General features: G+C 70.8%; 21 protein-coding genes and 1 pseudogene. 10 read left to right on the top strand and 12 right to left on the bottom strand.

Features of this window, described 5'->3' with window-relative positions; all coding sequences use genetic code 11:
• Positions 1–326: 326 nt before the first annotated feature.
• Positions 327–425, top strand: a pseudogene (locus tag OG963_RS22015) (RimJ/RimL family protein N-acetyltransferase); the annotation flags it as partial.
• 310 nt (positions 426–735) lie between these two features.
• On the opposite strand, the gene OG963_RS22010 reads toward OG963_RS22015, so the two are convergent.
• Together OG963_RS22010 and OG963_RS22005 are read right to left on the bottom strand one after the other, a co-directional pair.
• Positions 736–3,126 (bottom strand): excinuclease ABC subunit UvrA, encoded by a 2,391-nt coding sequence (locus tag OG963_RS22010; RefSeq protein WP_093773499.1) that lies wholly within the window; start codon positions 3,124–3,126, stop codon positions 736–738.
• 362 nt (positions 3,127–3,488) lie between these two features.
• On the bottom strand, positions 3,489–3,845 hold the full coding sequence (locus OG963_RS22005; RefSeq protein ID WP_030929432.1) for a VOC family protein: 357 nt from the start codon (positions 3,843–3,845) through the stop codon (positions 3,489–3,491).
• A 427-nt stretch (positions 3,846–4,272) separates the two neighbouring features.
• On the opposite strand from OG963_RS22005, the gene OG963_RS22000 reads away from it, so the two are divergent.
• The 4 genes from OG963_RS22000 to OG963_RS21985 all read left to right on the top strand — a co-directional run bounded on the left by OG963_RS22000 (position 4,273) and on the right by OG963_RS21985 (position 7,925).
• Positions 4,273–6,180: a hypothetical protein gene (locus tag OG963_RS22000; RefSeq protein ID WP_371799369.1), complete on the top strand. Its 1,908-nt coding sequence runs from the start codon at positions 4,273–4,275 to the stop codon at positions 6,178–6,180.
• 213 nt (positions 6,181–6,393) lie between these two features.
• Positions 6,394–6,834, top strand: coding sequence for a helix-turn-helix domain-containing protein (locus OG963_RS21995; protein WP_030929438.1), 441 nt, complete (start codon positions 6,394–6,396; stop codon positions 6,832–6,834).
• A gap of 27 nt (positions 6,835–6,861) precedes the next feature.
• The gene (locus tag OG963_RS21990; protein WP_030929441.1) at positions 6,862–7,476 is read left to right on the top strand and encodes a hypothetical protein; all 615 of its coding nucleotides are present in this window, start codon (positions 6,862–6,864) and stop codon (positions 7,474–7,476) included.
• Between the two features lie 113 nt (positions 7,477–7,589).
• Entirely contained in the window at positions 7,590–7,925 is a 336-nt protein-coding gene (locus OG963_RS21985; protein WP_030929444.1) for a DUF2516 family protein, read from the top strand.
• Here the strand turns inward: OG963_RS21985 and OG963_RS21980 are convergent.
• From OG963_RS21980 to OG963_RS21970, 3 genes are all read right to left on the bottom strand, one after another.
• Complete coding sequence (locus tag OG963_RS21980) at positions 7,907–9,256, bottom strand: PP2C family protein-serine/threonine phosphatase (RefSeq protein ID WP_093773493.1); 1,350 nt, start codon at positions 9,254–9,256, stop codon at positions 7,907–7,909. The genes OG963_RS21985 and OG963_RS21980 overlap by 19 nt on opposite strands.
• Before the next feature lie 314 nt (positions 9,257–9,570).
• The gene (locus tag OG963_RS21975; RefSeq protein ID WP_371799368.1) at positions 9,571–10,641 is read right to left on the bottom strand and encodes a C40 family peptidase; all 1,071 of its coding nucleotides are present in this window, start codon (positions 10,639–10,641) and stop codon (positions 9,571–9,573) included.
• A 216-nt stretch (positions 10,642–10,857) separates the two neighbouring features.
• Positions 10,858–11,634 carry a class I SAM-dependent methyltransferase gene (locus OG963_RS21970; protein ID WP_030929453.1) on the bottom strand — a complete coding sequence of 259 codons (777 nt, stop codon included), beginning with the start codon at positions 11,632–11,634 and terminating at the stop codon, positions 10,858–10,860.
• Positions 11,635–11,816: 182 nt separating this feature from the next.
• Here OG963_RS21970 and mshA point away from each other — a divergent pair, with 182 nt between their 5' ends.
• From mshA to OG963_RS21955, 3 genes are all read left to right on the top strand, one after another.
• Positions 11,817–13,169, top strand: coding sequence for a D-inositol-3-phosphate glycosyltransferase (gene mshA / locus OG963_RS21965; RefSeq protein WP_362272801.1), 1,353 nt, complete (start codon positions 11,817–11,819; stop codon positions 13,167–13,169).
• A gap of 107 nt (positions 13,170–13,276) precedes the next feature.
• Positions 13,277–13,786 (top strand): YbjN domain-containing protein, encoded by a 510-nt coding sequence (locus tag OG963_RS21960; RefSeq protein WP_030929458.1) that lies wholly within the window; start codon positions 13,277–13,279, stop codon positions 13,784–13,786.
• 121 nt (positions 13,787–13,907) lie between these two features.
• The gene (locus tag OG963_RS21955) at positions 13,908–15,608 is read left to right on the top strand and encodes a glycoside hydrolase family 55 protein (protein WP_256328082.1); all 1,701 of its coding nucleotides are present in this window, start codon (positions 13,908–13,910) and stop codon (positions 15,606–15,608) included.
• A gap of 18 nt (positions 15,609–15,626) precedes the next feature.
• Here the strand turns inward: OG963_RS21955 and OG963_RS21950 are convergent, their stop codons facing one another.
• Positions 15,627–16,640, bottom strand: a complete 1,014-nt coding sequence (locus OG963_RS21950) for a phosphotransferase family protein (protein WP_093773485.1) — start codon at positions 16,638–16,640, stop codon at positions 15,627–15,629.
• A 157-nt stretch (positions 16,641–16,797) separates the two neighbouring features.
• Here OG963_RS21950 and OG963_RS21945 point away from each other — a divergent pair, with 157 nt between their 5' ends.
• On the top strand, positions 16,798–17,583 hold the full coding sequence (locus OG963_RS21945; protein ID WP_327422572.1) for a hypothetical protein: 786 nt from the start codon (positions 16,798–16,800) through the stop codon (positions 17,581–17,583).
• Positions 17,584–17,626: 43 nt separating this feature from the next.
• Here the strand turns inward: OG963_RS21945 and OG963_RS21940 are convergent, their stop codons facing one another.
• The 4 genes from OG963_RS21940 to OG963_RS21925 form a co-directional block, all read right to left on the bottom strand.
• Positions 17,627–17,869, bottom strand: coding sequence for a hypothetical protein (locus OG963_RS21940; RefSeq protein ID WP_030929470.1), 243 nt, complete (start codon positions 17,867–17,869; stop codon positions 17,627–17,629).
• Positions 17,866–18,114, bottom strand: a complete 249-nt coding sequence (locus tag OG963_RS21935; RefSeq protein ID WP_030929472.1) for a hypothetical protein — start codon at positions 18,112–18,114, stop codon at positions 17,866–17,868. The genes OG963_RS21940 and OG963_RS21935 overlap by 4 nt, the downstream gene beginning before the upstream one ends.
• Before the next feature lie 171 nt (positions 18,115–18,285).
• Positions 18,286–19,977, bottom strand: coding sequence for a serine/threonine-protein kinase (locus OG963_RS21930; RefSeq protein WP_371799367.1), 1,692 nt, complete (start codon positions 19,975–19,977; stop codon positions 18,286–18,288).
• Positions 19,978–20,254: 277 nt separating this feature from the next.
• Positions 20,255–21,013 carry a phosphoglyceromutase gene (locus OG963_RS21925; protein WP_030929478.1) on the bottom strand — a complete coding sequence of 253 codons (759 nt, stop codon included), beginning with the start codon at positions 21,011–21,013 and terminating at the stop codon, positions 20,255–20,257.
• Between the two features lie 196 nt (positions 21,014–21,209).
• Here OG963_RS21925 and OG963_RS21920 point away from each other — a divergent pair, with 196 nt between their 5' ends.
• Positions 21,210–22,520: an MFS transporter gene (locus OG963_RS21920; protein ID WP_319328137.1), complete on the top strand. Its 1,311-nt coding sequence runs from the start codon at positions 21,210–21,212 to the stop codon at positions 22,518–22,520.
• Positions 22,521–22,798: 278 nt separating this feature from the next.
• On the opposite strand, the gene OG963_RS21915 is transcribed toward OG963_RS21920, so the two are convergent.
• Entirely contained in the window at positions 22,799–22,939 is a 141-nt protein-coding gene (locus tag OG963_RS21915; protein ID WP_266983138.1) for a hypothetical protein, read from the bottom strand.
• Positions 22,940–23,109: 170 nt separating this feature from the next.
• On the bottom strand, positions 23,110–23,787 hold the full coding sequence (phoU, locus tag OG963_RS21910; protein WP_030929481.1) for a phosphate signaling complex protein PhoU: 678 nt from the start codon (positions 23,785–23,787) through the stop codon (positions 23,110–23,112).
• Positions 23,788–23,858 lie beyond the last annotated feature (71 nt).

Here is a 23,858-nt window from a genome sequence, read left to right as displayed (position 1 = left end):
AAGTGTGGGGGGTGGGTGGGGGGTTGAGTGAGCGAGCACGTTTCTAGCAGCTGTGGGTACCGGCCGGTAATAGCCGTGCAGGAACCTGCCGGATATGCCCGAATGATCGTTCGGTAGGCATAGCTCCGCGCGTAGATAAACCTCCAACTGCCCCTGAAATAAAGGCCGATGAGGTCCGTCGCCAAGGTTCCATGCTTCGCGGAGGTCGACCCCGAACGGGCGCACAGGCTCGATCCGACAGATCTCGACCACTCAGGCGTCGTCGGTGGCGCCGACCGCGGGAAGACCCCCTTCGCCGTACGCCGGTTCCGACTGCAGGGGTGACGATGTACGCGGTATCCCTGGGCGGCGACGACTCCGAACTGCGCCCGCTGGAGCCCTGGCGGGCAGAGGAGTTCCTGGTCCACACCGACCGAGGACGGGAGTCAAAATCGGGCAGCACAACGCGCGGCTCGAGATGACGAGAGACGGCGTGCTGTGGCCAAGCCCATCTGTACCGGAGGGGAAGGCGCGACGAGGAGATCCGGTCGGTGCTTGCCCCGGAGTGGCGCGTGCGGGCAACCAGACGTCCTGAGCCCGGCGCCCCCACCTGCGCCCCGGCAGGCCCCGATCGTCGCTGTCGTAGTGGCCGCCGCACCCGCCGCGTCCGCGCCGGGTGCGGCAGACGCGGCGCCCCACTTCTAGCCCGACGGCGTCGTGCACTCGTTCCGTCGGGCGATGTCCGTCAGGCCGCGGTCAGGCGCCGACGTAGTCCGCGAGGTGTTCGCCGGTGAGGGTGGAGCGGTCGGCGACGAGGTCGGCCGGAGTGCCCTCAAAAACGATCTTGCCACCGTCGTGACCGGCGCCGGGGCCGAGGTCGATGATCCAGTCGGCGTGCGCCATCACCGCCTGGTGGTGCTCGATGACGATGACCGACTTGCCGGAGTCGACGAGCCGGTCGAGCAGGCCGAGCAACTGCTCGACGTCGGCGAGGTGCAGGCCGGTCGTCGGCTCGTCGAGGATGTAGACGCCGCCCTTGTCGGCCATGTGGGTGGCCAGCTTGAGCCGCTGCCGCTCGCCACCGGACAGCGTGGTGAGCGGCTGCCCGAGGCTGAGGTAGCCGAGCCCGACATCGGCGAGCCGGTCGAGGATTCTGTGCGCGGCCGGCGTGTGCGCGTCACCGGTGCCGAAGAACTCCTCGGCTTCGGTCACCGACATCGCGAGCACCTCGCTGATGTCGCGGCCGCCGAGGGTGTACTCGAGGACCGATGCCTGGAACCGCTTCCCCTCGCAGTCCTCGCAGGTGGTCTCCACGCCGGCCATCATCGCCAGGTCGGTGTAGATGACGCCGGCGCCGTTGCAGTTGGGGCAGGCGCCCTCGGAGTTGGCGCTGAACAGGGCCGGCTTCACGCCGTTGGCCTTGGCGAACGCCTTGCGGATCGGGTCGAGCAGTCCGGTGTAGGTCGCCGGGTTGCTCCGTCGCGAGCCGCGGATGGGCGCCTGGTCGACCGAGACCACGCCCGCGGAGGCGGGGACGGAGCCATGGATCAGTGAGCTCTTGCCGGAGCCGGCGACGCCGGTGACGACGCACAGCACCCCGAGCGGGATGTCGACGTCGACGCCCTGCAGGTTGTGGCGGGTGGCGTCGCGGATCTCCAGCGCGCCGGTCGACTTGCGCACCGTCTTCTTGAGGGAGGCCCGGTCGTCGAGGTGGCGGCCGGTGACGGTACCGCTGGCCCGCAGCCCCTCGATGGTGCCCTCGAAGCAGACGGCGCCGCCCGCCGTACCGGCGCCGGGGCCGAGGTCGACGACGTGGTCGGCGATCGCGATGGCCTCGGGCTTGTGCTCCACGACCAGCACCGTGTTGCCCTTGTCCCGCAGCCGCAGCAGCAGGCCGTTCATGCGCCGGATGTCGTGGGGGTGCAGGCCGATGGTGGGTTCGTCGAAGACGTATGTGACATCGGTGAGCGAGGAGCCGAGATGGCGGATCATCTTGACGCGCTGCGCCTCGCCGCCCGACAGCGTGCCCGACGGCCGGTCGAGCGCGAGGTAGCCGAGGCCGATCTCCACGAACGAGTCCAGGGTGTGCTGCAGTGCGGTGAGCAGCGGCGCGACCGACGGCTCGTCGAGGCCGCGGATCCATTCGGCCAGATCGCGGATCTCCATCGCGCAGGCGTCGGCGATGCTGGTCCGCTTGATCTTCGACGACCGGGCCCCCTCACTGAGCCGGGTGCCGTCGCACTCGGGGCAGGTCGTGAAGGTGACCGCGCGCTCCACGAAGGCGCGGATGTGCGGCTGCATCCCTTCCTTGTCCTTGGACAGGAACGACTTCTGGATCTTGGGGATCAGCCCTTCGTAGGTGAGGTTGACGCCGTTGACCTTCACCTTGGTCGGCTCGCCGTAGAGGAAGTCCTGCATTTCCTTCTTGGTGAACCTGCGGATCGGCTTCTGCGGGTCGAGGAAGCCCGACTGGGCGTAGAGCCCCACGGTCCACTGGCTGTCCGACTTCCAGCCGGGGATGGTGAACGCACCCTCGGCGAGCGACTTGGAGTCGTCGTAGAGCTGGGTGAGGTCGATGTCGGAGACCGTGCCCCGGCCCTCGCAGCGCGTACACATGCCGCCGGTGCGGTTGAAGGTCGCCTTCACCGTCTTCTTGGCACCGCGCTCGACGGTGATGGCACCGCTCGCCCGGACCGAGGCGGTGTTGAAGGAGTAGGCGCTGGGCGGGCCGATGTGCGGCTTGCCGAGCCGGCTGAAGAGGATGCGCAGCATCGCGTTGGCGTCGGTGGCGGTACCGACGGTGGAGCGGGGGTCGGCCCCCATCCGCTGCTGGTCGACGATGATCGCGGTCGTCAGCCCTTCGAGTACGTCGACCTCCGGCCGCGCCAGCGTCGGCATGAAGCCCTGCACGAAGGCGCTGTAGGTCTCGTTGATCATCCGCTGCGACTCCGCGGCGATCGTGCTGAACACCAGCGAGCTCTTGCCCGAGCCGGAGACGCCGGTGAACACCGTCAGACGACGCTTGGGGATCTCGATGCTGACGTCCTTGAGATTGTTCACGCGCGCACCGTGCACGCGGAGCAGATCGTGGCTGTCGGCGGCGTGCAGCGCAGGCGACTGCGTGGTCTTCCTCTTGGCCGGGCTCATGGTGTCTCCATCTGTCGGGCGGGCCCGCCTTCGCGGTCTCCGTCGGTGTCGCCTGGCTCGATCCAACCAAAATTCGAGCAGTACGTCCGCTTCTCTTCTGCTTCGGCCCGTGGAACCGCCGGTTCGCGGCGACGCGTCCCGCCCGTCGACGCGGCGCACCAGCCGGCGGCGCGCGAAGCGGTGCGGAACGGGAGGTACGGGGGTGGCCGACGCACGCGGGGCGAGGCCGGTGTGCGCGGTGAACCGGCCGCCCCGCTCCTGCCTCAGCCCATCGATCGCGAGGACCTCGACTTCGTCGGCGATCACGGACACCTCGCGGGTGGACCGGGGCGTGGGAGCGGGGGTCGGCACTCAGCCGGCGCTCATCGGTCCTGCAGCAGCCCGAGGACGTTGCCGTCGGGGTCGGTGACGGTGGCCACCAGGCGGCCGCCACCGACGTCGTGAGCGGGCTCCTTCACGGTGGCACCCGCGGCGGTCACCTCGGCGAGCTTCGCCTCGATGTCCGGCACGTGCCAGTAGGCCACCGGTGAGGCCATGCCCTGCGGTCCACCGCCCGGCACCAGCCCGATGTGCTGGCCCGCGGCCTCGAAGCCGACGTAGTAGGACTCGTCGGCCTGCGGCGGTACGCCGAGCAGGGCGGCGTACACCTTCTTGGCCGCCGCCAGGTCGGAAACGGGATGCAGCACGGTCTTGATTCCCTGGGTGGAAGAGCCGGTCATGGTCGCTCCTGAAGTCGTGGGTCCGGTCGGGACGGTCCGGCGATCGGCAGCCCGATCGCCTCGGACGGTGATTTCTCCGCTGGCCGTTCGTCTTGACCGGGGCGAGCCCGCAAGAGAAGGAGAGCCAACGGAACCACCTCCGCGCGGTCACGCTAACTGCGGCTCGGGGGTCCGCGCTTCTCGAATCCTGACCGGTCCGGTCACCTGTTTCGCGACGCATGACGGGATCCTCGGACCCATGCCGACCTGGCCCTGTCTCGTCCGAATCCGGGCCGAAGCCTTTGATGCAGTGGCGGGTCCGGCCCGAGCCGCCCGCGTGGGGACCGCCGAACGACGTCGCAGCCGATGACGTGTACGGGGGTGCGGGGCCGGTCGCGCCTGGGCTGTGGGCCTTGTCCCACCGCGAGTCGGTGGGGATCATGACCGCGTGCAACACCGAGAGGGACTCCACGAACTGCTCGCGCGGGCCGGGCTCACGGTCGTCGAGGACGTGCGCCCGGGCAGCCTGTTCCCGCCGGAGGCCGGCTGGCGCATCGCGCGAGGGATCGCGGCGCCGGGCGGCGCGGCCCGGGAAGCGCTCGACGCCGTGTGGTGGCGCCGCCTTGCCGGTGCCGACGGCGGATTTCTGGTCGCCGTCCTCGGGTACCGGATCGGCGGCAACGACTCCTGGTGGACCCGGGTCCGCTATGCCGGCGGCGGTGTGCCGGAGTTGATCGGCGACCTCGGGTTCGTGGCGCTCTCCCTCGACGGACAGGTGCTGCTGGCGGAGGTGCCCGGCGCGGACGGCCCTCGGGTGACGGCCCTCGACCGACTGCCGGAGCGGCTGGAGGAGGCCGCGGCGGCCGCCGGGCGCGAGACGGAGGTCGAGCGCGCCGAGGTGTGGGCGGCCGTGCCCGGTCGGCCGGCGTGGCCTCTGCACTGGGCGGAGGGGATCGGGTCCAATCCGGCCGCGCCGGACGAGCTGCTGATCCGGCTGCTGGATGTGGCGGAGGGCTTCCTGCACGGCTGCGACCGGCCTGCCGTCCTCGACGCCGCCGTGGCGCACCCCGATCCGCGGGTGCGGTCGAGGCCCGCCGACACCTTCCGGCCCAAGCTCACGTCCGATCAGTGGGTACGCCTGGTCCGCGCCGAACCGTCGTCGAGCCGGCGCGTGCTCTGGGCCGAGCATGCCTGCGCCTGGGGGGTCGAACTCCCCGCGGACCTGTACGACGACCTACTCGCCGGCCCGTCCCGCGCCCAGGCCGCCGAACTGCCTGGGCTCCCCGCCCACCATCTCCCCGGTCTCGTGGCCGATGCCGATCCCCGGGTGCGGGCAGCCGGCTGCGCCCGGTGGGACGACCTCCCCGCGCCGCTGCGGGAGCGGCTGCTGGCCGACACCGACGACGCGGTGCGTACGGCGGCGCTGCTTGCCCATCACACCGGCGTCCCCATGCCTCGCGAGGTCTTCACCGCGCTGCCCGCGCCCCGGCGGGCGCTCGAACAGTGCTGCCTCGCACCCGGGTTGGAGGCGGAGCTGGTCCGGGACGGGGACGAGGAGGTACGCCGGGCGCTGGCCGCCAACCCACGGCTCGGCGCGCACGGTGTCGCGGTCCTGGCGCAGGACGCCTGCGACGACATCCGCTCGATGGTGGCGCTGCGACCTGACCTCACCGAGGAGCAGCGTGCCGCGGTCCGCCACGAATTCGACCCGGCGTCGATGTCGCGCACTGTGCCCTGGATCGAGAGCCTGCACGGCGACACCGACGCAATGCGCCGACTGGCCGTGTCGTCCCATCCGCTCGTCCGCCGCAGCGTGGCCCGTGCCCGGCATCTTCCGTCGGACGTCGTGGAGCGTCTGGCCAGGGACGAGGACCGGACGGTCCGCCTGTTCCTCGCCGAGTCGTGCGACGACGCGCCGGCCGAGATGCTGCTGGAGGTCTGGCGCTGGTGGGACGGCAGCTTCAGTCACCCCGGCCGCCCCCGCAGCCACCCCAACTTCCCCCGCACGGGCCTGCTGCGCTACGTCGACGACCCCGTCGGGCGGATGCGCCGCCTGGCCCTGGACGATCCGGAGTCCACGCCGGCCGACGTCGCGCGTCTCGCTCGCGATCCCGAAGCCGAGGTGCGCCGCCGCGCGGCTGAGGACTCCCGGCTGTCACCGGCCGACGCGGTGCGGCTGCTGAACGACCCGGCGGACTACGTCCGCGGGACCGCGATACGCAGTCCACGGCTGCCGGCCCGCGTCCTTGCCGGGCTGCTGCACGACCGCGCCACGGCATGCGCGGCGGTCACCAACCCGGCGATCCCGATCCCCGTCCTGCACCGCATCCTGGCCGCGGCGGCCGCGGCGGCCTGACGCCGAACTCCGGCACACCTCAGCCGGTACAGCGGTGCGTGCGTGGTGCCAGGTGTGTGCCGCCGAGGGTCTCGACCAGGCATTACGACAGTTGTCCCGCCGAGATGACAGGTGGCGTGACAAGTCGCTCCCGGCCGGTCACGTACCGTGATGTGGAACACTATTGCAAGCACGTGCTTGCAATAGTTAGCGATAGTGGCGCACTATCGAGGTATGGCATCACTCAACGTCGGCAATCTCGGCGAGTACCTGCGCGAGCAGCGCCGCACCGCTCAGCTCTCGCTGCGGCAGCTCGCCGATGCCGCCGGGGTGTCCAATCCGTATCTCAGCCAGATCGAACGCGGGCTGCGCAAGCCGAGCGCCGAGGTGCTGCAGCAGGTCGCCAAGGCGCTGCGGATCTCCGCGGAGACCCTCTATGTGCGGGCCGGGATTCTGGACGAGCGGGAGCGGGAGGAGCTGGAGACCCGGGCGGTCATCCTGGCCGATCCGTCCATGAACGAGCGGCAGAAGAGCGTGCTGCTGCAGATCTACGACTCCTTCCGCAAGGAGAACGGGTTCGAATCCGGCTCCGGCGACACCGATGACGCATCCGGCCTCAGCGCCGACGGCACAGATGCCGATACAGCTTCAAAGCCTTCACCACCCTCAAACTGAGTCTGATGATCCGGGAGGACCACAGTCATGGCCATCACCGATGACCTGCGTAAGACCCTCACCGACCCGACCCCTCTCTACTTCGCCGCCGGTACGGCCGACCTCGCCGTCGAGCAGGCGCGGAAGGTCCCGGCGCTGATCGAGCAGCTGCGGACCGAGGCGCCCGAGCGTTTCGAGGCCGTGCGCAACGCCGACCCGCGGGCCGTGCAGGAGAAGGTGACCACGCAGGCCAAGGAGGCGCAGGCCACCGTGCAGGCCAAGGTCACCGAGGTGCTCGGCTCGCTCGACACCGATCTGAAGAAGCTCGGCGAGTCCGCCCAGGACCTGGCGCTGCGGAGCCTGGGTGTGGCCGCGGAGTACGCGGTCCGGGCCCGGGAGACGTACGAGAAGGTCGCCGAGCGCGGCGAGCAGACCGTGAAGACGTGGCGTGGCGAGACCGCCGAGGATCTTGTCGAGATCGCCGTCGTGGTCGAGCCGCGGCGGGAGTCCGAGCCGAAGCCGAAGCCGGCGCCTGCCGCGAAGAGCGAGCCGAAGAGCGCCGCCAAGGCGGAGACCCGGACCACCGGCACGCCCGCAAAGAAGGCGCCGACGCCCGTGCGCAAGCCCGTGGCGAAGAAGACCACGCCGCCGACCGCCAAGTAGCGCCGCGGCCGATGTGTAGCGGGGCGCGGGCCGGGCACCTTTCGGGGTGGCCGGCTCGTTGTCCCGGTACCTTGGCGGCGAGGCGCTCATCCATTCATTAGGCGGTGCACACCATGTTGCTCACGGGGTTCAGCACACTTGTCTGGCTGCTCTACCTGATCATGCTCGTTCTGGCCGTGGTCGCGCTGTTCCTGGCCGCGACGGCACGCGAGGATGCGTACCGCGCCGCGGACAAGCAGAAGAAGTCCTTCTGGCTGATCATTCTCGGCATCACCGTTGCCGTGAACCTCTTCGTGCCGATGCTGTTCCTGCAGCTTGCGGGCGCGGTCGCGTCCATCGTCTTCATGGTCGACGTACGGCCCGCGCTGAAGGCGGTCTCCGGCGGTGGCGGTCGGCGCGGTGGTTCCAGCAGCGACGGCCCGTACGGGCCCTACAACGGCGGGCGCTGAACACTCACGGGTGACGCCGATCCGGGGCGGGGGCGCGGAAGGGACGCGCTCCGGCCCCGTCCGCCGTTGCGGCTCCGGTCGGTGCTCCGGTCGCGGTCGAGCAGCAGGACCGCGACGTCGTCGGTGAGTTCGCCGCCGTTCAGCTCGCGCACCTCGGCGACAGCCGCCTCCAGCAGCGCCTCGCCGCTGAGACCCTCCGCCAGCTGGCGGTTGATCATCGCGACCATGCCTTCCTGGCCGAGCCGCTGTGTTCCGGTCGGCCCGACGCGACCCTCGATCAGCCCGTCCGTGTACATCATCAGGCTCCAGGACCCGCCCAGTTCGACCTGGCGGCGCGGCCAGCGGGCGTGCGGCAGCAGGCCCAGCGCCGGTCCGCCGTCCTCGTACGGGAGCAGTTGCGCCGCCCGTCCGTGGCGAGTGATCAGCGGGGCGGGGTGGCCCGCCAGGCAGAGCCCGGCGCGCCGGCCGTCGGGGGTGATGTCGACGGTGCAGAGCGTCGCGAAGATCTCCTCGCTCTCCCGTTCGTGCTCCAGAACCTGCTGGAGCGTGGAAAGCAGTTCGTCCCCGCAGAGTCCTGCCAGCGTCAACGCCCGCCACGCTATGCGCAGTTCGACGCCGAGCGCAGCCTCGTCCGGGCCGTGGCCGCAGACGTCACCGATCATCGCGTGGACGGTGCCGTCGGGCGTACGGACCGTGTCGTAGAAGTCCCCGCCGAGCAGCGCACGGCTGCGGCCGGGGCGGTAGCGGGCGGCGAACCGCAGATCGGAGCCCTGCAGCAGCGGGGTGGGCAGCAGGCCGCGTTCCAGCCGGGCGTTCTCCTGGGCGCGCAGTTTGGACTCGGTGAGCTGGTGCTGCGCGACATCGGCGCGTTTGCGTTCGACGGCGTAGCGGATGGCGCGCGTGAGCAGTCGTCCGTCCAGCTCGCCGCGGAAGAGGTAGTCCTGGGCGCCGACGCGGACCGCCTCGGCGGCCAGCTCGGTGTCGTCCTCCGCGGTGAGCGCGAGGACGGCGTGGCGGGGTGCGATCCGCAGGACGTGCTTGAGGGTGGCGAGCTCGACGGGCCCCTCGGCGCCTCCGTCGGCGCGTGTCTCGCTGCCGGGCGGCAGGGCCAGGTCCAGCAGGATGCAGTCGACGTCGTCGGTGAGGAGCCGTCCCGCCTCGGTCAGATTGCGGGCGGTCCGGATGCGGACCCGGGTGCCGGCCGCGGCAGGGAGCTCCGGGACGGTGAGGGTGCCCGCCGGGTCGTCCTCGATCACCAGGAGGGTGAGGTGGGCGACGTGGGTGGCCTCCGCGGCGGGAGCGACGCGCTGCTGCGGTACGGGTACGGGCATAGGTTCGGTTTCCTTCCCTCCCCCCGAGGGCGCGGCGGAACGACGATCGACGATCCGCCAGACCGGGACCATAGCGGTACTGGACATGCGAACGGAATGGCGAATGTCATCCGACCCCTGGCATATGCGGAGCCATAAGCCGCGTCCCACCACGGATCCGGCGAGAAATGCGCACCCTTGGGCGGTCCGAGGGCCATGACGAACATCACCCCTGCGGTGCGGGTGCGGGTGGCGTGCCTCACGGCGCGGCGGAGCGAACACGTGGTCCGGGTCACTCGTACGGAGCCGCCCGTATCCCTTCCGGCTCGGCCCGGTCACCGGTCCGGGCGAACCACCCCGAGGATCTCCATCGAGCCCGCCCCCGCGAGCGTCACGTTCCGTCCCGGTCGCGGTGCGTGCACGATGGCGCCGTCGCCGATGTACATCCCCACATGGCTGGCGTCGCCGTGGTAAATGATCAGGTCGCCGGGGCGCATGTCCTTGACGGCGATGTGCGGCAGCTGCCGCCACTGCTCCTGCGAGGTGCGCGGGATCGGCCGTCCCGCCGCCGCCCATGCCTGGGACGTCAGGCCGGAGCAGTCGTACGATCCGGGGCCCTCGGCCCCCCAGACGTACGGCTTGCCGATCTGGGCCGTCGCGAAGGCCACCGCCTTCTTTCCGCGCGTGCTCGCCTCGCGGTTGATCTCCTTGAGGGCGCCGGAGCCGAGCCAGGCGGTCTGCGCCTTGTACTCCGCCTCCTGCTCCAGCTCGAGAAGTCGCGCCCGCTCCTCCTTCTCCAGCTGCGATTCCAGCTTCTTCGCCGCTGCGATCTGCCCGTTGATCCGCTTCTTGGCCTTGGCCTGTTTGAGGCGATTGGCCTCGAGCTTCTTCCAGTTGCTGCTCGCGTCCTTGGTGTACGTCTCCAAGTCCTCCTGGGTCTTGGTCAGTTCGCCGAGTACCCCCTTGGCGGCCTGCTGGCCCTGCCAGACCCTGTTCACACCGTCCATGAACAACCGCGGGTCGTCGCTGAGCATCATCTGCGCGCCCGGCGGCAGCCCGCCGGTGCGGTACTGCTCGCGGGCCTGGGCTCCCGCCCGGCTCTTGAGGTCGGCGATCTTCGCCTGTCCCGCGACGATCGCCTGCGCCAGTTTGACGATCTCGCCGGACTGTTTCTCCGCCCGCTCCTCGGCGAGGTTGTACGCGTCGGTGGCCGCCCCGGCCTTGCGGTAGAGGGCGTCGATCTCCTCGCGCACCTCTTCGAGGCTCTTCCGCTGCGGACCTGCCGGTGCGGCGGGGGAGTGGGAGGGGGAGGGTGGTGGTGCGGCGAAGGCCTGGGTCGGCACGGTCAGTACGGCCAGAGCGCAGACCAGAGTGATCGCGGCAGCGGCACAGTGACGTCGGTTCACAAGCTCCCCCTCCGAGCAGATCTGATTTACCGTCAGTAACTTTTCGTGGCGTCGCGATCGTGCCATGCCGTACCGAAAAGCAACAGAGGCATTCCCCTTCATCCCGGACGAACGGCGTCGCGTCCGTGTTCCCGGTCGCGCCCCTAACCGCACCTGTTCAGTGCCTGTCGGACTGCCGCCCGGCGGTAGCCGGACCACCGCTCCGCGCCTGTCCGGCTACCGCTCCGGCCGCAAGGCCGCCCATTCCACGGTGACTTCGCCCTGCCGCCACCGTCGTACCCCGTCCGTCAGAGGCCAGTCCCCCGACAGCGTGCGCACCGCGGTGATCCAGCGCTGCCGCGCGCCCAGTGAGGCGTACGGAGCCGCCGCGGCCCACGCCCGGTCGAAGTCGCGCAGGAACGCGTGGACCGGTTCGCCCGGCACGTTGCGGTGGATCAGCGCCTTGGGGAGGCGTTCCGCGAGGTCGGAGGGGCGGTCGAGGGAGCCGAGGCGGGTTGCGAACGTGACCGTGCGCGGGCCTTCCGGGCCGAGCGCCACCCAGACATGGCGACGTCCGATCTCGTCGCAGGTGCCCTCCACCAGCAGCCCGTCGGGGGCGAGCCGGGCGCACAGCCGCCGCCAGACCGCGGCGACCTCACCCTCGTCGTACTGGCGCAGCACGTTCGCCGCCCGGATGAGGGTGGGACGGCCGGTCAGTGGGATCTCGAAGCCGCCGTGGACGAAGGTGAGGCCCTCGCGCTCGTACGGCTTCGCTGCCGCGACCCGCTCCGGGTCGATCTCGATGCCGACGACCGCCGTGCGCGGCTCGGCGGTGCGCAGGCGCTGCAGCAGCTCGACGGCGGTCCAGGGCGCGGCGCCGTATCCGAGGTCGACCGCGACGGGGGCGTCGGATCGGCGCAGGGCGGGGCCGTGCGTGGCGGCGATCCAGCGGTCCATGCGGCGGAGCCGGTTCGGGTTGGTGGTCCCGCGGGTCGCGGTGCCGATGGGGCGCATGACAGCGAGCCTAACGAGCCCGCGGACCGGGGTGGCCCGCGGTGACGCGCCGTAGCTGATCGTAATGATTTGGCAAAACGGGAACGGAAGCGGAAATGAATGGGTGTGTTCCGCTGTTCCAGCCTTCCGAGGGGGCGCATGCCCCTTCACTGTCATGCCCCGAGCGAGGAGGACCGGACGACGTGAGCCAGTACGTCTCTCGGCTCGGCAGCAACCGCATGGCGCCACGCCTGAGGTTTCCCGGCGCCTTCCCCGGCAGTCACCGCAAACCGCGGCGTATCGCGATGCTCTCCGTGCACACCTCCCCGCTGCACCAGCCGGGCACGGGCGACGCGGGCGGCATGAACGTCTACATCGTGGAGCTGGCCAAACGGCTCGCCACGATCAACATCGAGGTGGAGATATTCACCCGGGCCACCACGGGCGCCCTGCCCTCGGCGGTCGAGCTGGCGCCCGGCGTCCTGGTGCGGCACGTCGACGCGGGGCCGTACGAAGGTCTGGCCAAGGAGGACCTGCCCGCCCAGCTCTGCGCCTTCACCCACGGGGTGATGCAGGCCTGGGCCGGCCAGCGCCCGGGCTACTACGACCTGGTCCACTCCCACTACTGGCTCTCCGGCCATGTCGGCTGGCTCGCCGCGCAGCGCTGGGGCGTTCCCCTCGTGCACGCCATGCACACCATGGCGAAGGTGAAGAACGCGGCGCTCGCCGACGGCGACGCCCCCGAGCCTGCCGCCCGGGTCATCGGCGAGACCCAGATCGTCAGCGCCGCCGACCGGCTGATCGCGAACACCGCGGAGGAGGCGGACGAGCTCGTCCGGTTCTACGAGGCCGATCCGGCGGGCGTCGCAGTCGTCCACCCCGGGGTCAACCTGGAACGCTTCCGCCCCGCCGACGGCCGGGCCGCCGCCCGGAACCGCCTCGGACTGCCCCAGGACGCCTTCGTCCCGCTCTTCGCCGGCCGTATCCAACCGCTGAAGGCCCCGGATGTGCTGCTGCGTGCGGTGGCCGTGCTGCTGGACCGCGATCCGTCGCTGCGGTCCCGGATGGTCGTACCGGTGGTCGGCGGCCCCAGCGGCAGTGGTCTCGCCAAGCCGGAGGGTCTGCAGAAGCTGGCGGCGCGGCTCGGGATCACGGATGTCGTACGGTTCCACCCGCCGGTCGGGCAGGACCAGCTCGCCGACTGGTTCCGGGCGGCTTCCGTGCTGGTCATGCCCTCGTACAGCGAATCGTTCGGCCTGGTCGCCATCGAGGCGCAGGCGGCCGGCACCCCGGTCGTCGCGGCTGCCGTCGGCGGACTGCCGGTGGCGGTACGGGACGGGGCGAGCGGCTTCCTGATCCCCGGGCACGACCCGCAGGCGTACGCGCAGCAGCTGGCCCGGTTCGCCGAGTCGCCGGAGCTCGTCGCCAGGATGGGTGCGGCGGCTGCCGCGCACGCGCAGGGCTTCGGCTGGGGCACGGCGGCGTCCGCGACCGCCGACGTCTACACCGCCGCGCTGCACGAGCACCGCCGTCGCGTACGCCTGCACCACGGCTGACGTACGGCCGAGGCGCGCCGGCGCCACGATGGACCCACGCGCCCACGCCCCATGCGCGCATCCCGGCCGACACCCGGGCGCAGCCACCGCTGACGTACGCTCACCCCATGGCTGACGTATCCGCCGCAGCGGCAACAGCGCAGGTCATCGAGGCGACGTTGAAGGACGCCGAGCTCGAGTGGGAGAGCCCGGAGTCCGGCAGCTACGTCGTGAAGCTGCCCGGCACCCGCAAGCTGTCCACCACCTGCTCCCTCATCGTCGGCGCGCACTCGCTCTCCCTCAACGCGTTCGTCATCCGCCACCCGGACGAGAACGACGCGGCGGTCCACCGCTGGCTGCTGGAGCGCAACCTGCGGCTCTTCGGCGTGAGTTACGCGATCGACCGGCTCGGCGACATCTATCTCGTCGGCCGGCTGCCGCTCTCCGTGGTCACCCCCGAGGAACTGGACCGGCTGCTCGGCGTCGTCCTCGAAGCGGCCGACGGCTCCTTCAACACACTGCTGGAGCTGGGCTTCGCGAGCGCGATCCGCAAGGAGTACGCGTGGCGGGTGTCGCGCGGCGAGTCCACGCGGAATCTGGACGCGTTCACACATCTGACCCAACGCCCCACCAACTGACCTTCTCGCTCCGACCGATTCGGCGGCGCACGAGTCTTTCGCCGCGCCGCCGCGCCGTGGCATGCTCACCGCCGACGCAAACATGAACGTCGTTCACATGCATGAAAGGCGGGTCGGTTCGATGGCTTCTGTGGGGAACATCAGCAGACGTGGGCTGCTCGGCAGTGCGGTGGCCGTGGCCGCCGCCGCGGCGACCGGCGTGACGGGCGCGGGCTCGGCCCGGGCGGCCACGCAGGGCGCGCAGGGCGGTCATGCCTCGGGCGGCGTCACCCCCCTCTGGCGCGAGTTCGCCGCCACCCCCTTCACCCACGCCCAGGTCCCGTTCATCGGCCGGGCGGGCTACCGGGGCGGCTCCGACCTCCCCCGGCAGCGCAAAGTCGTCGCCAACGTGCTGCACTACGGCGCCGAACCCGACGGCTCCGCCGACGCCGCCCCCGCGATCAACCGTGCCATCGCCGCTGCCGGAGAGCGTGGCGGTGGCACGGTGCTCATCCCCGCAGGCACGTACCGCGTCGACGACATCATCCGGATCGGCCACAGCAATGTGGTGGTGCGCGGTGAGGGCAGCGGACGTACGAAGCTGTACGCGACCAAGAACCTCACCGAGCTGATCGGCGTGTACGGCAGCCGCTACGGCGGCGACAAGTCCAGCTGGTCGTGGGCCGGCGGCCTCATCTGGCTCTGCCCCGAGGAGCGTTGGACCTCGCTCACCGACGCCATCAAGGCGAAGGCCTGGCCCTTCGAGGGCTGGACCGGCAACAAGCGCGACGAGTGGCAGACACTGACGACGGTCGCACCCGCCCGCCGCGGCGACCGGTCGATCACCGTCGAGTCCACGAAGCAGCTGAAGCGCGGCGGGCTCGTGCTGCTCCGCCTCGTCGACGACGCCGACCACACCCTCCTGGAGCACATGGCGGGCGGCGGCCCCGGCCCCGAGTCGTACTACTGGGACGACAAGACCAAGCTGACCTCGTACGTCCCCTACGAGTGGCCGGTCCGCATCACCGCCGTGCACGGGCACGAGGTGACCCTGGAACGCCCCCTCCCGCTGGATGTCCGGCCCGAGTGGGACCCTCGCCTGACCACGCTCGTCACCCCGCTGACCGGCTCCGGCGTCGAAGGCCTCACCCTCGAGGCGGTCGAGACCCCGCAGTCGCAGCATCTGCTCGACAAGGGATACAACGGGGTCGCCTTCCAGTGCGCGTACGACTGCTGGGCGGACGACATCACCGTCCGCCACGTCGACAACGGCTTCGGGCTGATCGGCGCGTCCGCCTGCACCCTGCGCCGCACACGGGTCGAGGGCCGCGGCTCGCACCACCCCTACTACTGCCGTGAGGGCTCGCACGACAACCTGATCGAGGACTTCGCCATCGCGCAGCGCACCGTCCCGGCGCCCGCGGGGACGCAGTTGCACGGCATCAACGTCGAGGGGCTCTCCAGCTACAACGTCTGGTCGCGCGGCGAGATGGAGATGGGGACGTTCGACTCGCACCGCGGGTTGCCGTTCGCCAACGTCCGCACCGACATCACGGTGAACAACAACGGCCGGCACGGCGGCGACGCGAGCGCGGGACCGCTCTTCGGCGCCCGCTTCACGCACTGGAACATCCGGGTCACCAACGGGCGGGCCGGCCTGATGCGGATCGACGGGCTCGCCCCGTACAGCGCGACGGTCGGCGTCAGCGAGGTTACGGAGTTCGACCAGATCGACGTCCCGGACTTCACCGGCGACCTGCACACGCGGCTGGAGGCGTACGGCACACCGGAAGCGGTGTGGCCGCCGAACCTGCACGACGCACAGCGCGCCCTGGTGCGCTGACGGGCCCCGGCGCTGCGGTCACTCCCGGGTCCGCAGCGCCGACTCGACGTCCACCAGCGCCGATTCGAGCTGCGGCCCGACCTCGCGCCACACCCACTCCCGCGTCTCGGCGGGGGAACGGCGGGGGACGGTCTCCACCAGCATGATCAGGTAGAGATAGCAGCGGTAGAGCGCGAGCCGCAGCCGCAGGGAAGTGTCGAACACCACGGCCCCGTCCGCCGCCGACGACGCGTACCCGGCGAGGAGATCCTCGTCCTTCTCCACGTCCCCGAGCAGGGCGAGCGAGACGAAGTCGGCGGCCGGGTCGCCCCAGAACATGCGCTCCCCGTCGATGATCCCGCCGATCGTCCGGGCCCCCGGCTCCCCGTCGACGAGCAGATTGCCCTGCCACAGGTCGAAGTGGACCAGGGCGGGCCGGGTGACGTCGTCGAGCACGGGCGCCGCAGCGGCGAGCAGCGCGCGGATCGGGTCCGTCGGGCGCGGCAGACGGGCACTGTACGTGTCCGCGTCGGCGAGCACGGCGTCCGTCATGGCGGTGAACGCCTGCCGCCAGGTCGGGGCCAACGGGCCCAGCGGTTGGGCCGGATAGCCGAATCCGCCGGGCCCGGTGACGGAGTGCAGTCGCCCGACGAGCCGCCCCAACTCATGCCTGAGCCGCCGTTCCTCACGGTCTGTCAGGGCCGGGCTGATCCCGTACCAGGGCCGCCCCGGGCAGGCCGACGTGATCACGTACGGTCCGGTCGCGGAGCCGGGATCGAGCCGGCTGTGCACGACATCAGGGACCGCGACGTCCCCCGTCGCCGCTGCCGCCGAGTAGAAGGTGACCTCGTTGACCAGGAGGTCGCGCTCGTAACTCATCCCCGCGGCGGTCGGCGGCGGCGGTATTTTCACCACCCAGTCCCGCCCGTCGGTGAGGGTGACGCGGGTGACGGTGTTGTACGTGCCACCGGTGAGCGGGCTGCACGCCGCGATGCGGCCCGCCCCGATCCCGATGTCGTCGAGGACGGTGGAGACGGTTGCGCGGCTCTGCATGTGCCTGCCCCTTTAAGCCGGTTGTGGACCGGACTGTGCTGCGCCGACCCGGGCACCGGCCCGGCGTCTTCACGGGATGATCACAACGCAATTACGATCAACTCCTGTGCCCGAATTGGTTGATCGTCAAACCATTGCGGACTCGTAGAGTTGGGTCATGAGACCTACTGTCATACGTCGCGCCGCCGTTGCCGCCTGCACGGCCTCCCTGGCTCTGGCCGCCACCGCCTGCGGAAGCTCGGATTCCGGCAGTGGGGACGCGGACGGAAAGGGCAAGGAGAGCGCGGCGGCCAAGCCCGCCGTGGCCAAGGTGCTGACCGCCGCCGAACTGGACAAGGCGGCACTGGTCCAGGGTGACGTCAAGGGGCACAAGGTCAGCAGGGCGGGCAAGGACGACGCCGTCGCCGCGTCCGCCGTCACCGTGGACGACAAGGCCTGTGACACCTTCGCCGACGCACTGCTGGGCGCCCAGGTCGGCAAGCCCGTGGCGGCCAACCAGCGCAAGGTCGTCAGCGAACCCAAGAAGGACCAGAAGGAGAAGCAGGACAGCGCGGACGCGGAAGAGGCGTTCATCGCGGCCTTCGACATCACGACGACGATGGCGTCCCTCTCCTCGTACGACGGCAAGGGTGCCCAGGACACGATCGACGGCCTGCGCACCGCGGCCACCGCGTGCTCCGGCGGCTTCGGCCTCACCGTGGCCGGCGACAAGCAGAAGGTCGTCAAGATCGAGGAGGAGAAGATCTCGGGCGGCGAGGAGGCCGCGGCCTGGACGGTGACGGTCGAACAGGACGGCGAGAAGGCCCCGTTCAAGCTCGTGGTCGTGCGTCAGGGCGCCACGATCGCCTCGTTCACCTCGCTCAACCTGGCGGCGTCCGGCACGGGCAAGGACTACGATCTGCCGACCGCGGTGGTCGACGCACAGCTCGCGAAGCTGGCCTGATCGGCGGGGCTCGTCCGGGCGCACGTCCCGGGGGCGAAAGGCCTCAGGGAAGCGGGACGAGCCGCACCACGGTGACCGTGAGAACGGACCCGGAGACGTAATAGAGCACGATGGCCCCGAGGACCGTCGCCTCGCGCCGGTCGTGCTCACTCTTGACGGCCGACGACCCGTGCCCGTACGGGTCGCGCCCCAAGGTCCGCGCCATCTCGTCGCGGAACGTACCGCCCTCCCGCATCTTGGCCAGGGTGTCGTCGGCGGGCGGGGCGTAGGAGATGCGGAAACTCAAGAGACGCTCCGCCTCTCCGCCTCGTCCTGCGCCAGCCGGTCCAGGATCCGCTCGGCCTCGGGATCGGGCACGGCCTCCAGCATCCAGTGCCGCATGACCGCCTGGATCTCGTGCACCCCGGCCTCGTTGATGGCGTGGTCGAACTCCTCGCGTCTGTCCTCGGGGAGCGTGGCACGGATGTCCGGGATGCTGTTGGGCACTTCGACCTCGGTGCCGCCGACAAAGGTCTTCAGAGGCTCACCCATGTTCGTTCTCCCGATCTCTCAACGCGCGCGCCCCAATCTAAGGGCTCTGACGCCCTTCAGTGCGACAGGGAATGGTCACGCCGGGATGGACGCGGAGCCAATCAGCTGTGGACTCGGTGCCAACGACTTCCCCGCGGCGCTTCCGGCAGGAGGCGCCGGACGGCTCGGGCGTCAAGAGCCCTGGCCCGCCCGTCGCCACACCGTCATGTCCGCGGTCACGAAGGCGTTCTCCGGCATCGCGGTCGCCTTCGTCACGATCACGAGCAGCGCGATGTCCCCGTTGCGGTGCTGGACGCAGATCTCGCTGCCGGACGCCGCAGCGGCGAGCGGGAGGCGATGGGCCGTCTGACGGTCGGTGAGGAGGCGGCATTCATCGACGCCCGCGACGGGTTCGCCGAAGACCATGGTGAACACGCTGGTGTCGCTCTCCAGCGTGCAGCTGACCTCCTTCGCGCAGGTGAAACGGATGTCCCCCGCGCGGTCCTTGCGCTGGGTCGGTCTCTTGAAGCTCAGTGAGTTCTTCGCGTCCAGCCACTGCTGGGCGTAGGGCTCGCCCTGCGTCGACGCGGGTGCGGTCGCGGAGGGGTCCGCTGCTTCCGACGCCGCGCTCGGCCCCTTGGCCCTCCCGTCGTCGTCGGCCCCCGACTTCGCCCCATGGGCGGACGGGGAAGGGGAGGTCGACGCCTTCGCGGTCGCCCCCGGACGAGCCCCCGCCACCGCGCCCGTACCCCCCGAGCCGCCATGGTCCCGGCCACGGAGCGCGCCCGTCGCGTCCATGACCGTCCACACCAGGGCCGTGAGCACCAGCACGACCGCCGTCACGGCCGCGCCCACAGCCAGTCTCGTCCCGCGTCTTCGTGACGGCGTCCTGCCCGGGTCCGTCGGCGCCGCCCACGGATCCCGCGCCTGCTGCGGCCCGGTGGCGACCAGCGGCAGCGTGTGTGCCGGCGTGGGATCGGGCACCGGCGGCGGCACCGTCACCTCCGGTCCCGTGACCTCTCGCCAGACGGTCGGCCCCGCCCCCGCGTCGGCGTCCTCGCCCAGTTGCTCCCGGCACCACTCCACGACCTCCGCCAGGGTGGCCCGCTCCCCCGGGTCGGCGGCCAGGCAGCGGGCGATCAGCGGGCGGAGCTGAGTGGGCAGCGGAGACAGATCGGGCTCGGAGTGCACGATCCGGTACAGCACGCTGACCGCGGGGCCATCCCCGTACAGCGCCTCACCGAGCGCCGCGAACGCCGCGGTCTGGCCGAGCGAGAACACGTCGGTCGCCGCCGTCACCGCACCCCCGGACGCCTGCTCGGGAGCCATGAACTGGGGCGTGCCGATGGTGGACCCCGTGGCGGTGTACGAACTGACGCCCGTGGCCAGCGATATGCCGAAGTCGATCACGCGCGGTCCGTCGGACGCGAGCAGGACGTTCGACGGCTTCAGGTCGCGGTGCACGATCCCCGCGCCGTGGATGGCCTGGAGAGCCTCGGCGACTCCGGCCATCAGCCACAGCACCGCGGGCACCGGCAGCGCCCCGCCCCGTCCGACGGCTTCCGCCAGCGAGGGACCGGGTACGTACAGCGTGGCCAGCCAGGGCGGTGCGCCGTCCGCGTCCCCGTCGATCAGCTCCGCGGTGTACGCGCCCCTGACCCGCCGGGCGGCCTCCATCTCCCGGCGGAAACGCCGCCGGAAGTCGGGGTCGTCGGCAAGTTCGGGCCGGACGACCTTGATCGCCACCGGCCGGCCGCCCTGCGTGTGTGACAGATAGACCCGCCCCATGCCGCCTGCGCCGAGCCGCGCGGTCAGACGGTATCCGGCCACCACGGACGGATCGTCCGCCTGCAGCGGCTGGAACACCCCGGGCGCATCGCACATCGCCATTCGTCCCCCTGATCCCCTGGTCGGCACGTGAGTTGCTGCTGACCGACGAGCAGCAGCCTAGGCCGTTTCTGATGGCTCATGAACCTTGTTGCGGAGCTGGAGGACGATCACGGTGACGGCGGGACCGGGACCGGGACCGGGTCCGGGCGGCCGTCGGAGGGGCACTTGGGCCGCAAGACCCGGCGAGGTGAGGGCCGGAGTGGCCCCGGGCCGCGAAAATGCCTCCCATCCGCGCCGTTCGCGCAGATGGGAGGCATGATCAATAGGGGTGCTACTTCTTGCCCTGGTTCTTCACGGCCTCGATGGCGGCCGCGGCCGCGTCCGGGTCGAGGTACGTGCCGCCCGGCTTCAGGGGGCGGAAGTCGGCGTCGAGCTCGTAGACGAGCGGGATGCCGGTCGGGATGTTCAGGCCCGTGATGTCGGCGTCGGAGATGCCGTCGAGGTGCTTGACCAGGCCGCGGAGGCTGTTGCCGTGGGCGGCGACCAGGACCGTGCGGCCGGTCAGCAGGTCCGGGACGATGGCGTCGTACCAGTACGGCAGCATGCGCTCGACGACGTCCTTGAGGCACTCGGTCCGCGGGCGCAGCTCGCTCGGGATCGTGGCGTAGCGCGGGTCGTCGCTCTGCGAGAACTCGGCGCCGTCCTCGAGGGCCGGCGGCGGGGTGTCGTACGAGCGGCGCCAGAGCATGAACTGCTCCTGGCCGAACTCGGCGAGCGTCTGCGCCTTGTCCTTGCCCTGGAGGGCGCCGTAGTGGCGCTCGTTCAGCCGCCAGGAGCGGTGGACCGGGATCCAGTGGCGGTCCGCGGCCTCCAGCGCGAGCTGGGCGGTGCGGATGGCGCGCTTCTGGAGGGAGGTGTGCAGGACATCGGGGAGCAGACCGGCGTCCTCGAGCAGCTCACCGCCGCGGACTGCCTCCTTCTCGCCCTTCTCGGTGAGGTTGACGTCCACCCAACCGGTGAACAGGTTCTTCGCGTTCCATTCGCTCTCGCCGTGGCGGAGGAGGATCAGCTTGTACGGTGCGTCGGCCATGAGCCCGAGCGTAATCGAAGCCCCGCGGCCTTCGCTCAACCGGTCACAGGGCGGACAGCGCAAGGGGGCGGCCAGGGACGATTGACGGCGGGCGTCAATCGAGTGGCGGTCGGGAACCCCGGCTTCGTAATGTTCGGACTGTGGCCGGGACACTTACCGGACGCATCCGCTCCGTACGTCCCTGGGGGGAACCCGTATGTCTGTCGCCGGTCTCAGACGGGCCGCACACGAGACCGTCTCCGGTCTCCCCAGAGAGTTCTGGTGGCTGTGGACCAGCACCCTGGTCAACCGGCTCGGGGCGTTCGTCGCCACGTTCATGGCGCTCTACCTGACCATGGACCGCGGCTACTCCGCCTCGTACGCGGGTCTGGTCGCCGCGCTGCACGGACTGGGCGGCGTCATCTCCTCGCTCGGTGCCGGGGTGATGACCGACCGGCTCGGGCGCCGGCCCACCATGCTGATCGCGCAGAGCTCGACCGCCGTGTCCGTGGCCGTGCTCGGCTTCATGGTCCATCCGGTCGCGATCGCCGCCGTCGCCTTCGTCGTCGGCATGGCCAGCAACGCGTCGCGGCCCGCCGTGCAGGCGATGATGGCCGACATCGTCCGCCCCGAGGACCGGGTGCGTGCGTTCTCCTTGAACTACTGGGCGGTCAACCTCGGCTTCGCGGTCTCCTCCGCCGGTGCCGGGTTCATCGCCGAGTACAGCTATCTCGCCGGGTTCATGGTCGAGGCCGCGATGACGCTGTTCTGCGCGGTCGTCGTCTTCCTGAAGGTGCCGGAGTCCCGGCCGCAGAAGGCGCCCGTGGCGGTCGGCGGCAAACTGCCGGCCGAGCCCGACGTCCGGCTCTCCACCGTGCTGCGCGACGGCAGGTTCATGAGCGTCGTCGGGCTGTCGTTCGTGGTGGCGCTGATCTTCCAGCAGGGGTACGTGGGACTGCCGGTCGCGATGGGTACGGACGGGCTCTCCAGCTCCGACTTCGGCACCGCGATCGCCGTCAACGGAGTGATGATCGTGGCACTCCAGATCCCGGTCGGCCGCTTCATCCAGCACCGCGACCCGCGTCGGCTGCTGATCGTGTCGTCGCTGCTGGCGGGGTACGGATTCGGGCTGACGGTGTTCGCCGGATCGGTCGCCGTGTACGCGCTGACGATCTGCGTCTGGACGATCGGCGAGATCATCAACGCCCCCGTCCAGAGCAACCTGGTCGTCCGCCTCTCCCCGGCCCACGGCCGGGGCCGATACCAGGGCATGTACACGCTGTCGTGGTCGGCGGCGGCGCTGGTCGCTCCGTTGATGTCCGGTCTGGTGATCGACCACTACGGGGCGAAGTGGCTGTGGGGGATGTGCGGGGTGCTGGGGACCGTGGCGGCGCTCGGGTACTGGGTGCTCATGCGGGGGCTCTCGCCGGAGGAGAAGGTGACCGGCGTGGTGGCGGCGACGGCTGCGGAGGCCGAGCCGGACGCGGCGTCGGGTGCGCCGCAGGGTGTGGTGGAGCAGGCGGTCTGAACGGCGATGGGGGCGGGTGCCGCTGTACTCGTTCCCCATCGCGTCCGCCACGCGGTCGCCGCGGGCTCGCGCGGTGCGTCCCGCCGGTCGGGGACCGGTGGCGCCACACCTCGGTCGCACTGCCGCCGATCGGTGCCGTCGGCCACGCGGTCGCCCGTATCCGCCGTGCGCCGGAGCCCGTCACCGAGTGAACCCCCGAAAGGGCACGTACCGGCGCCCCGCGCGGAGAGTGTTCCGCGCGGGGCGCCGTCTGCACGCTTGCGTCCGGTCGGCCTCGGTCAGCCGCCGCACTGGCACGGGGCGCCCGACTGGCAGCCGCACCCGCAGCCCGAGCCGCAGCCACAGGCACCGAGCACCGTCAGATGGACCACTTCAGCGGGTGTCTCCTGCTGTGGGTCGGTCGTGGGGGAGTCAGCCATCGTTCCTCCTCAAGGACGTACATCCAGGCGTACGACAGGGCCGTACGACGACGACGTACGACCGGGGCGTACGACGTCGGCGTGCCGCCCCACCCCATTGCATGCCCAGACGGGCCCGCAAATGAACGGCGCACCGACGGCGCACAAGCGCAGAAGCCCCCCGGTCTTCGCTACGCGCCCTCCACCGGGGGCGAGGCCTGCAGGTCATCGGCGTGCTCGCCCGTCACCAGATAGACGACCCGCTTGGCGACCGACACCGCGTGGTCGGCGAAACGCTCGTAGTAACGGCCGAGCAGCGTGACGTCGACGGCGGTCTCGATGCCGTGCTTCCAGCGGTCGTCCATCAGGTGCTGGAACAGCGTGCGGTGCAGCAGGTCCATCTCGTCGTCGTCCTGCTCCAGCTGGAGCGCCAGGTCGACATCCTTCGTAATGATCACCTCGGCCGCCTTGGCCATCAGCCGCTGCGCCAGCTGCCCCATCTCCAGAATGGTGGCGTGCAGATCGTTCGGCACCGCCGACTCCGGGAAGCGCAGCCGGGTCAGCTTGGCGACGTGCTGGGCGAGGTCGCCCGAGCGCTCCAGATCGGCGCTCATCCGCAGCGAGGTGACCACGATCCGCAGGTCGGTCGCCACCGGCTGCTGGCGCGCGAGCAGGGCGATCGCCCGCGCCTCCAGGTCGTGCTGGAGGTCGTCGACCTTCTGGTCCGCAGCGATCACGCTCTCGGCGAGCTTGAGATCGGCGTCCAGCATGGACGTCGTCGCCCGCCCGATCGCCGACCCGACGAGCCGGGCCATTTCGACGAGGCCTTCGCCGATCGAGTCGAGTTCCTCGTGGTAAGCGTCGCGCATGGAAGTCCTCTCCAGTCCTTACTAAGGCCGGGGCCAGGTCTGAACCCCACGCTCTCACTCTGCGTGGCGTA

Origin of the sequence: Streptomyces sp. NBC_01707 (genome assembly GCF_041438805.1) — a bacterium.
GTDB lineage: Bacteria > Actinomycetota > Actinomycetes > Streptomycetales > Streptomycetaceae > Streptomyces.
The sequence above is the reverse complement of the archived record's forward strand: the minus strand, read 5'-3'. Positions and strand labels throughout refer to the sequence as shown.

Coding starts and splice junctions, on each gene's coding strand:
- OG963_RS21915 (WP_266983138.1), bottom strand. CDS start 22,939: ATGGCTGACTCCCCCACGACCGACCCACAGCAGGAGACACCCGCTGAA.
- OG963_RS22010 (WP_093773499.1), bottom strand. CDS start 3,126: ATGAGCCCGGCCAAGAGGAAGACCACGCAGTCGCCTGCGCTGCACGCC.
- OG963_RS21945 (WP_327422572.1), top strand. CDS start 16,798: ATGAGACCTACTGTCATACGTCGCGCCGCCGTTGCCGCCTGCACGGCC.
- OG963_RS21970 (WP_030929453.1), bottom strand. CDS start 11,634: ATGCGCCCCATCGGCACCGCGACCCGCGGGACCACCAACCCGAACCGG.
- OG963_RS21980 (WP_093773493.1), bottom strand. CDS start 9,256: ATGCCCGTACCCGTACCGCAGCAGCGCGTCGCTCCCGCCGCGGAGGCC.
- OG963_RS21995 (WP_030929438.1), top strand. CDS start 6,394: ATGGCATCACTCAACGTCGGCAATCTCGGCGAGTACCTGCGCGAGCAG.
- OG963_RS21960 (WP_030929458.1), top strand. CDS start 13,277: ATGGCTGACGTATCCGCCGCAGCGGCAACAGCGCAGGTCATCGAGGCG.
- OG963_RS21950 (WP_093773485.1), bottom strand. CDS start 16,640: ATGCAGAGCCGCGCAACCGTCTCCACCGTCCTCGACGACATCGGGATC.
- OG963_RS22005 (WP_030929432.1), bottom strand. CDS start 3,845: ATGACCGGCTCTTCCACCCAGGGAATCAAGACCGTGCTGCATCCCGTT.
- OG963_RS21925 (WP_030929478.1), bottom strand. CDS start 21,013: ATGGCCGACGCACCGTACAAGCTGATCCTCCTCCGCCACGGCGAGAGC.
- OG963_RS21935 (WP_030929472.1), bottom strand. CDS start 18,114: ATGGGTGAGCCTCTGAAGACCTTTGTCGGCGGCACCGAGGTCGAAGTG.
- phoU (WP_030929481.1), bottom strand. CDS start 23,787: ATGCGCGACGCTTACCACGAGGAACTCGACTCGATCGGCGAAGGCCTC.
- OG963_RS21955 (WP_256328082.1), top strand. CDS start 13,908: ATGGCTTCTGTGGGGAACATCAGCAGACGTGGGCTGCTCGGCAGTGCG.
- OG963_RS21930 (WP_371799367.1), bottom strand. CDS start 19,977: ATGTGCGATGCGCCCGGGGTGTTCCAGCCGCTGCAGGCGGACGATCCG.
- OG963_RS21920 (WP_319328137.1), top strand. CDS start 21,210: ATGTCTGTCGCCGGTCTCAGACGGGCCGCACACGAGACCGTCTCCGGT.
- OG963_RS21985 (WP_030929444.1), top strand. CDS start 7,590: ATGTTGCTCACGGGGTTCAGCACACTTGTCTGGCTGCTCTACCTGATC.
- OG963_RS21990 (WP_030929441.1), top strand. CDS start 6,862: ATGGCCATCACCGATGACCTGCGTAAGACCCTCACCGACCCGACCCCT.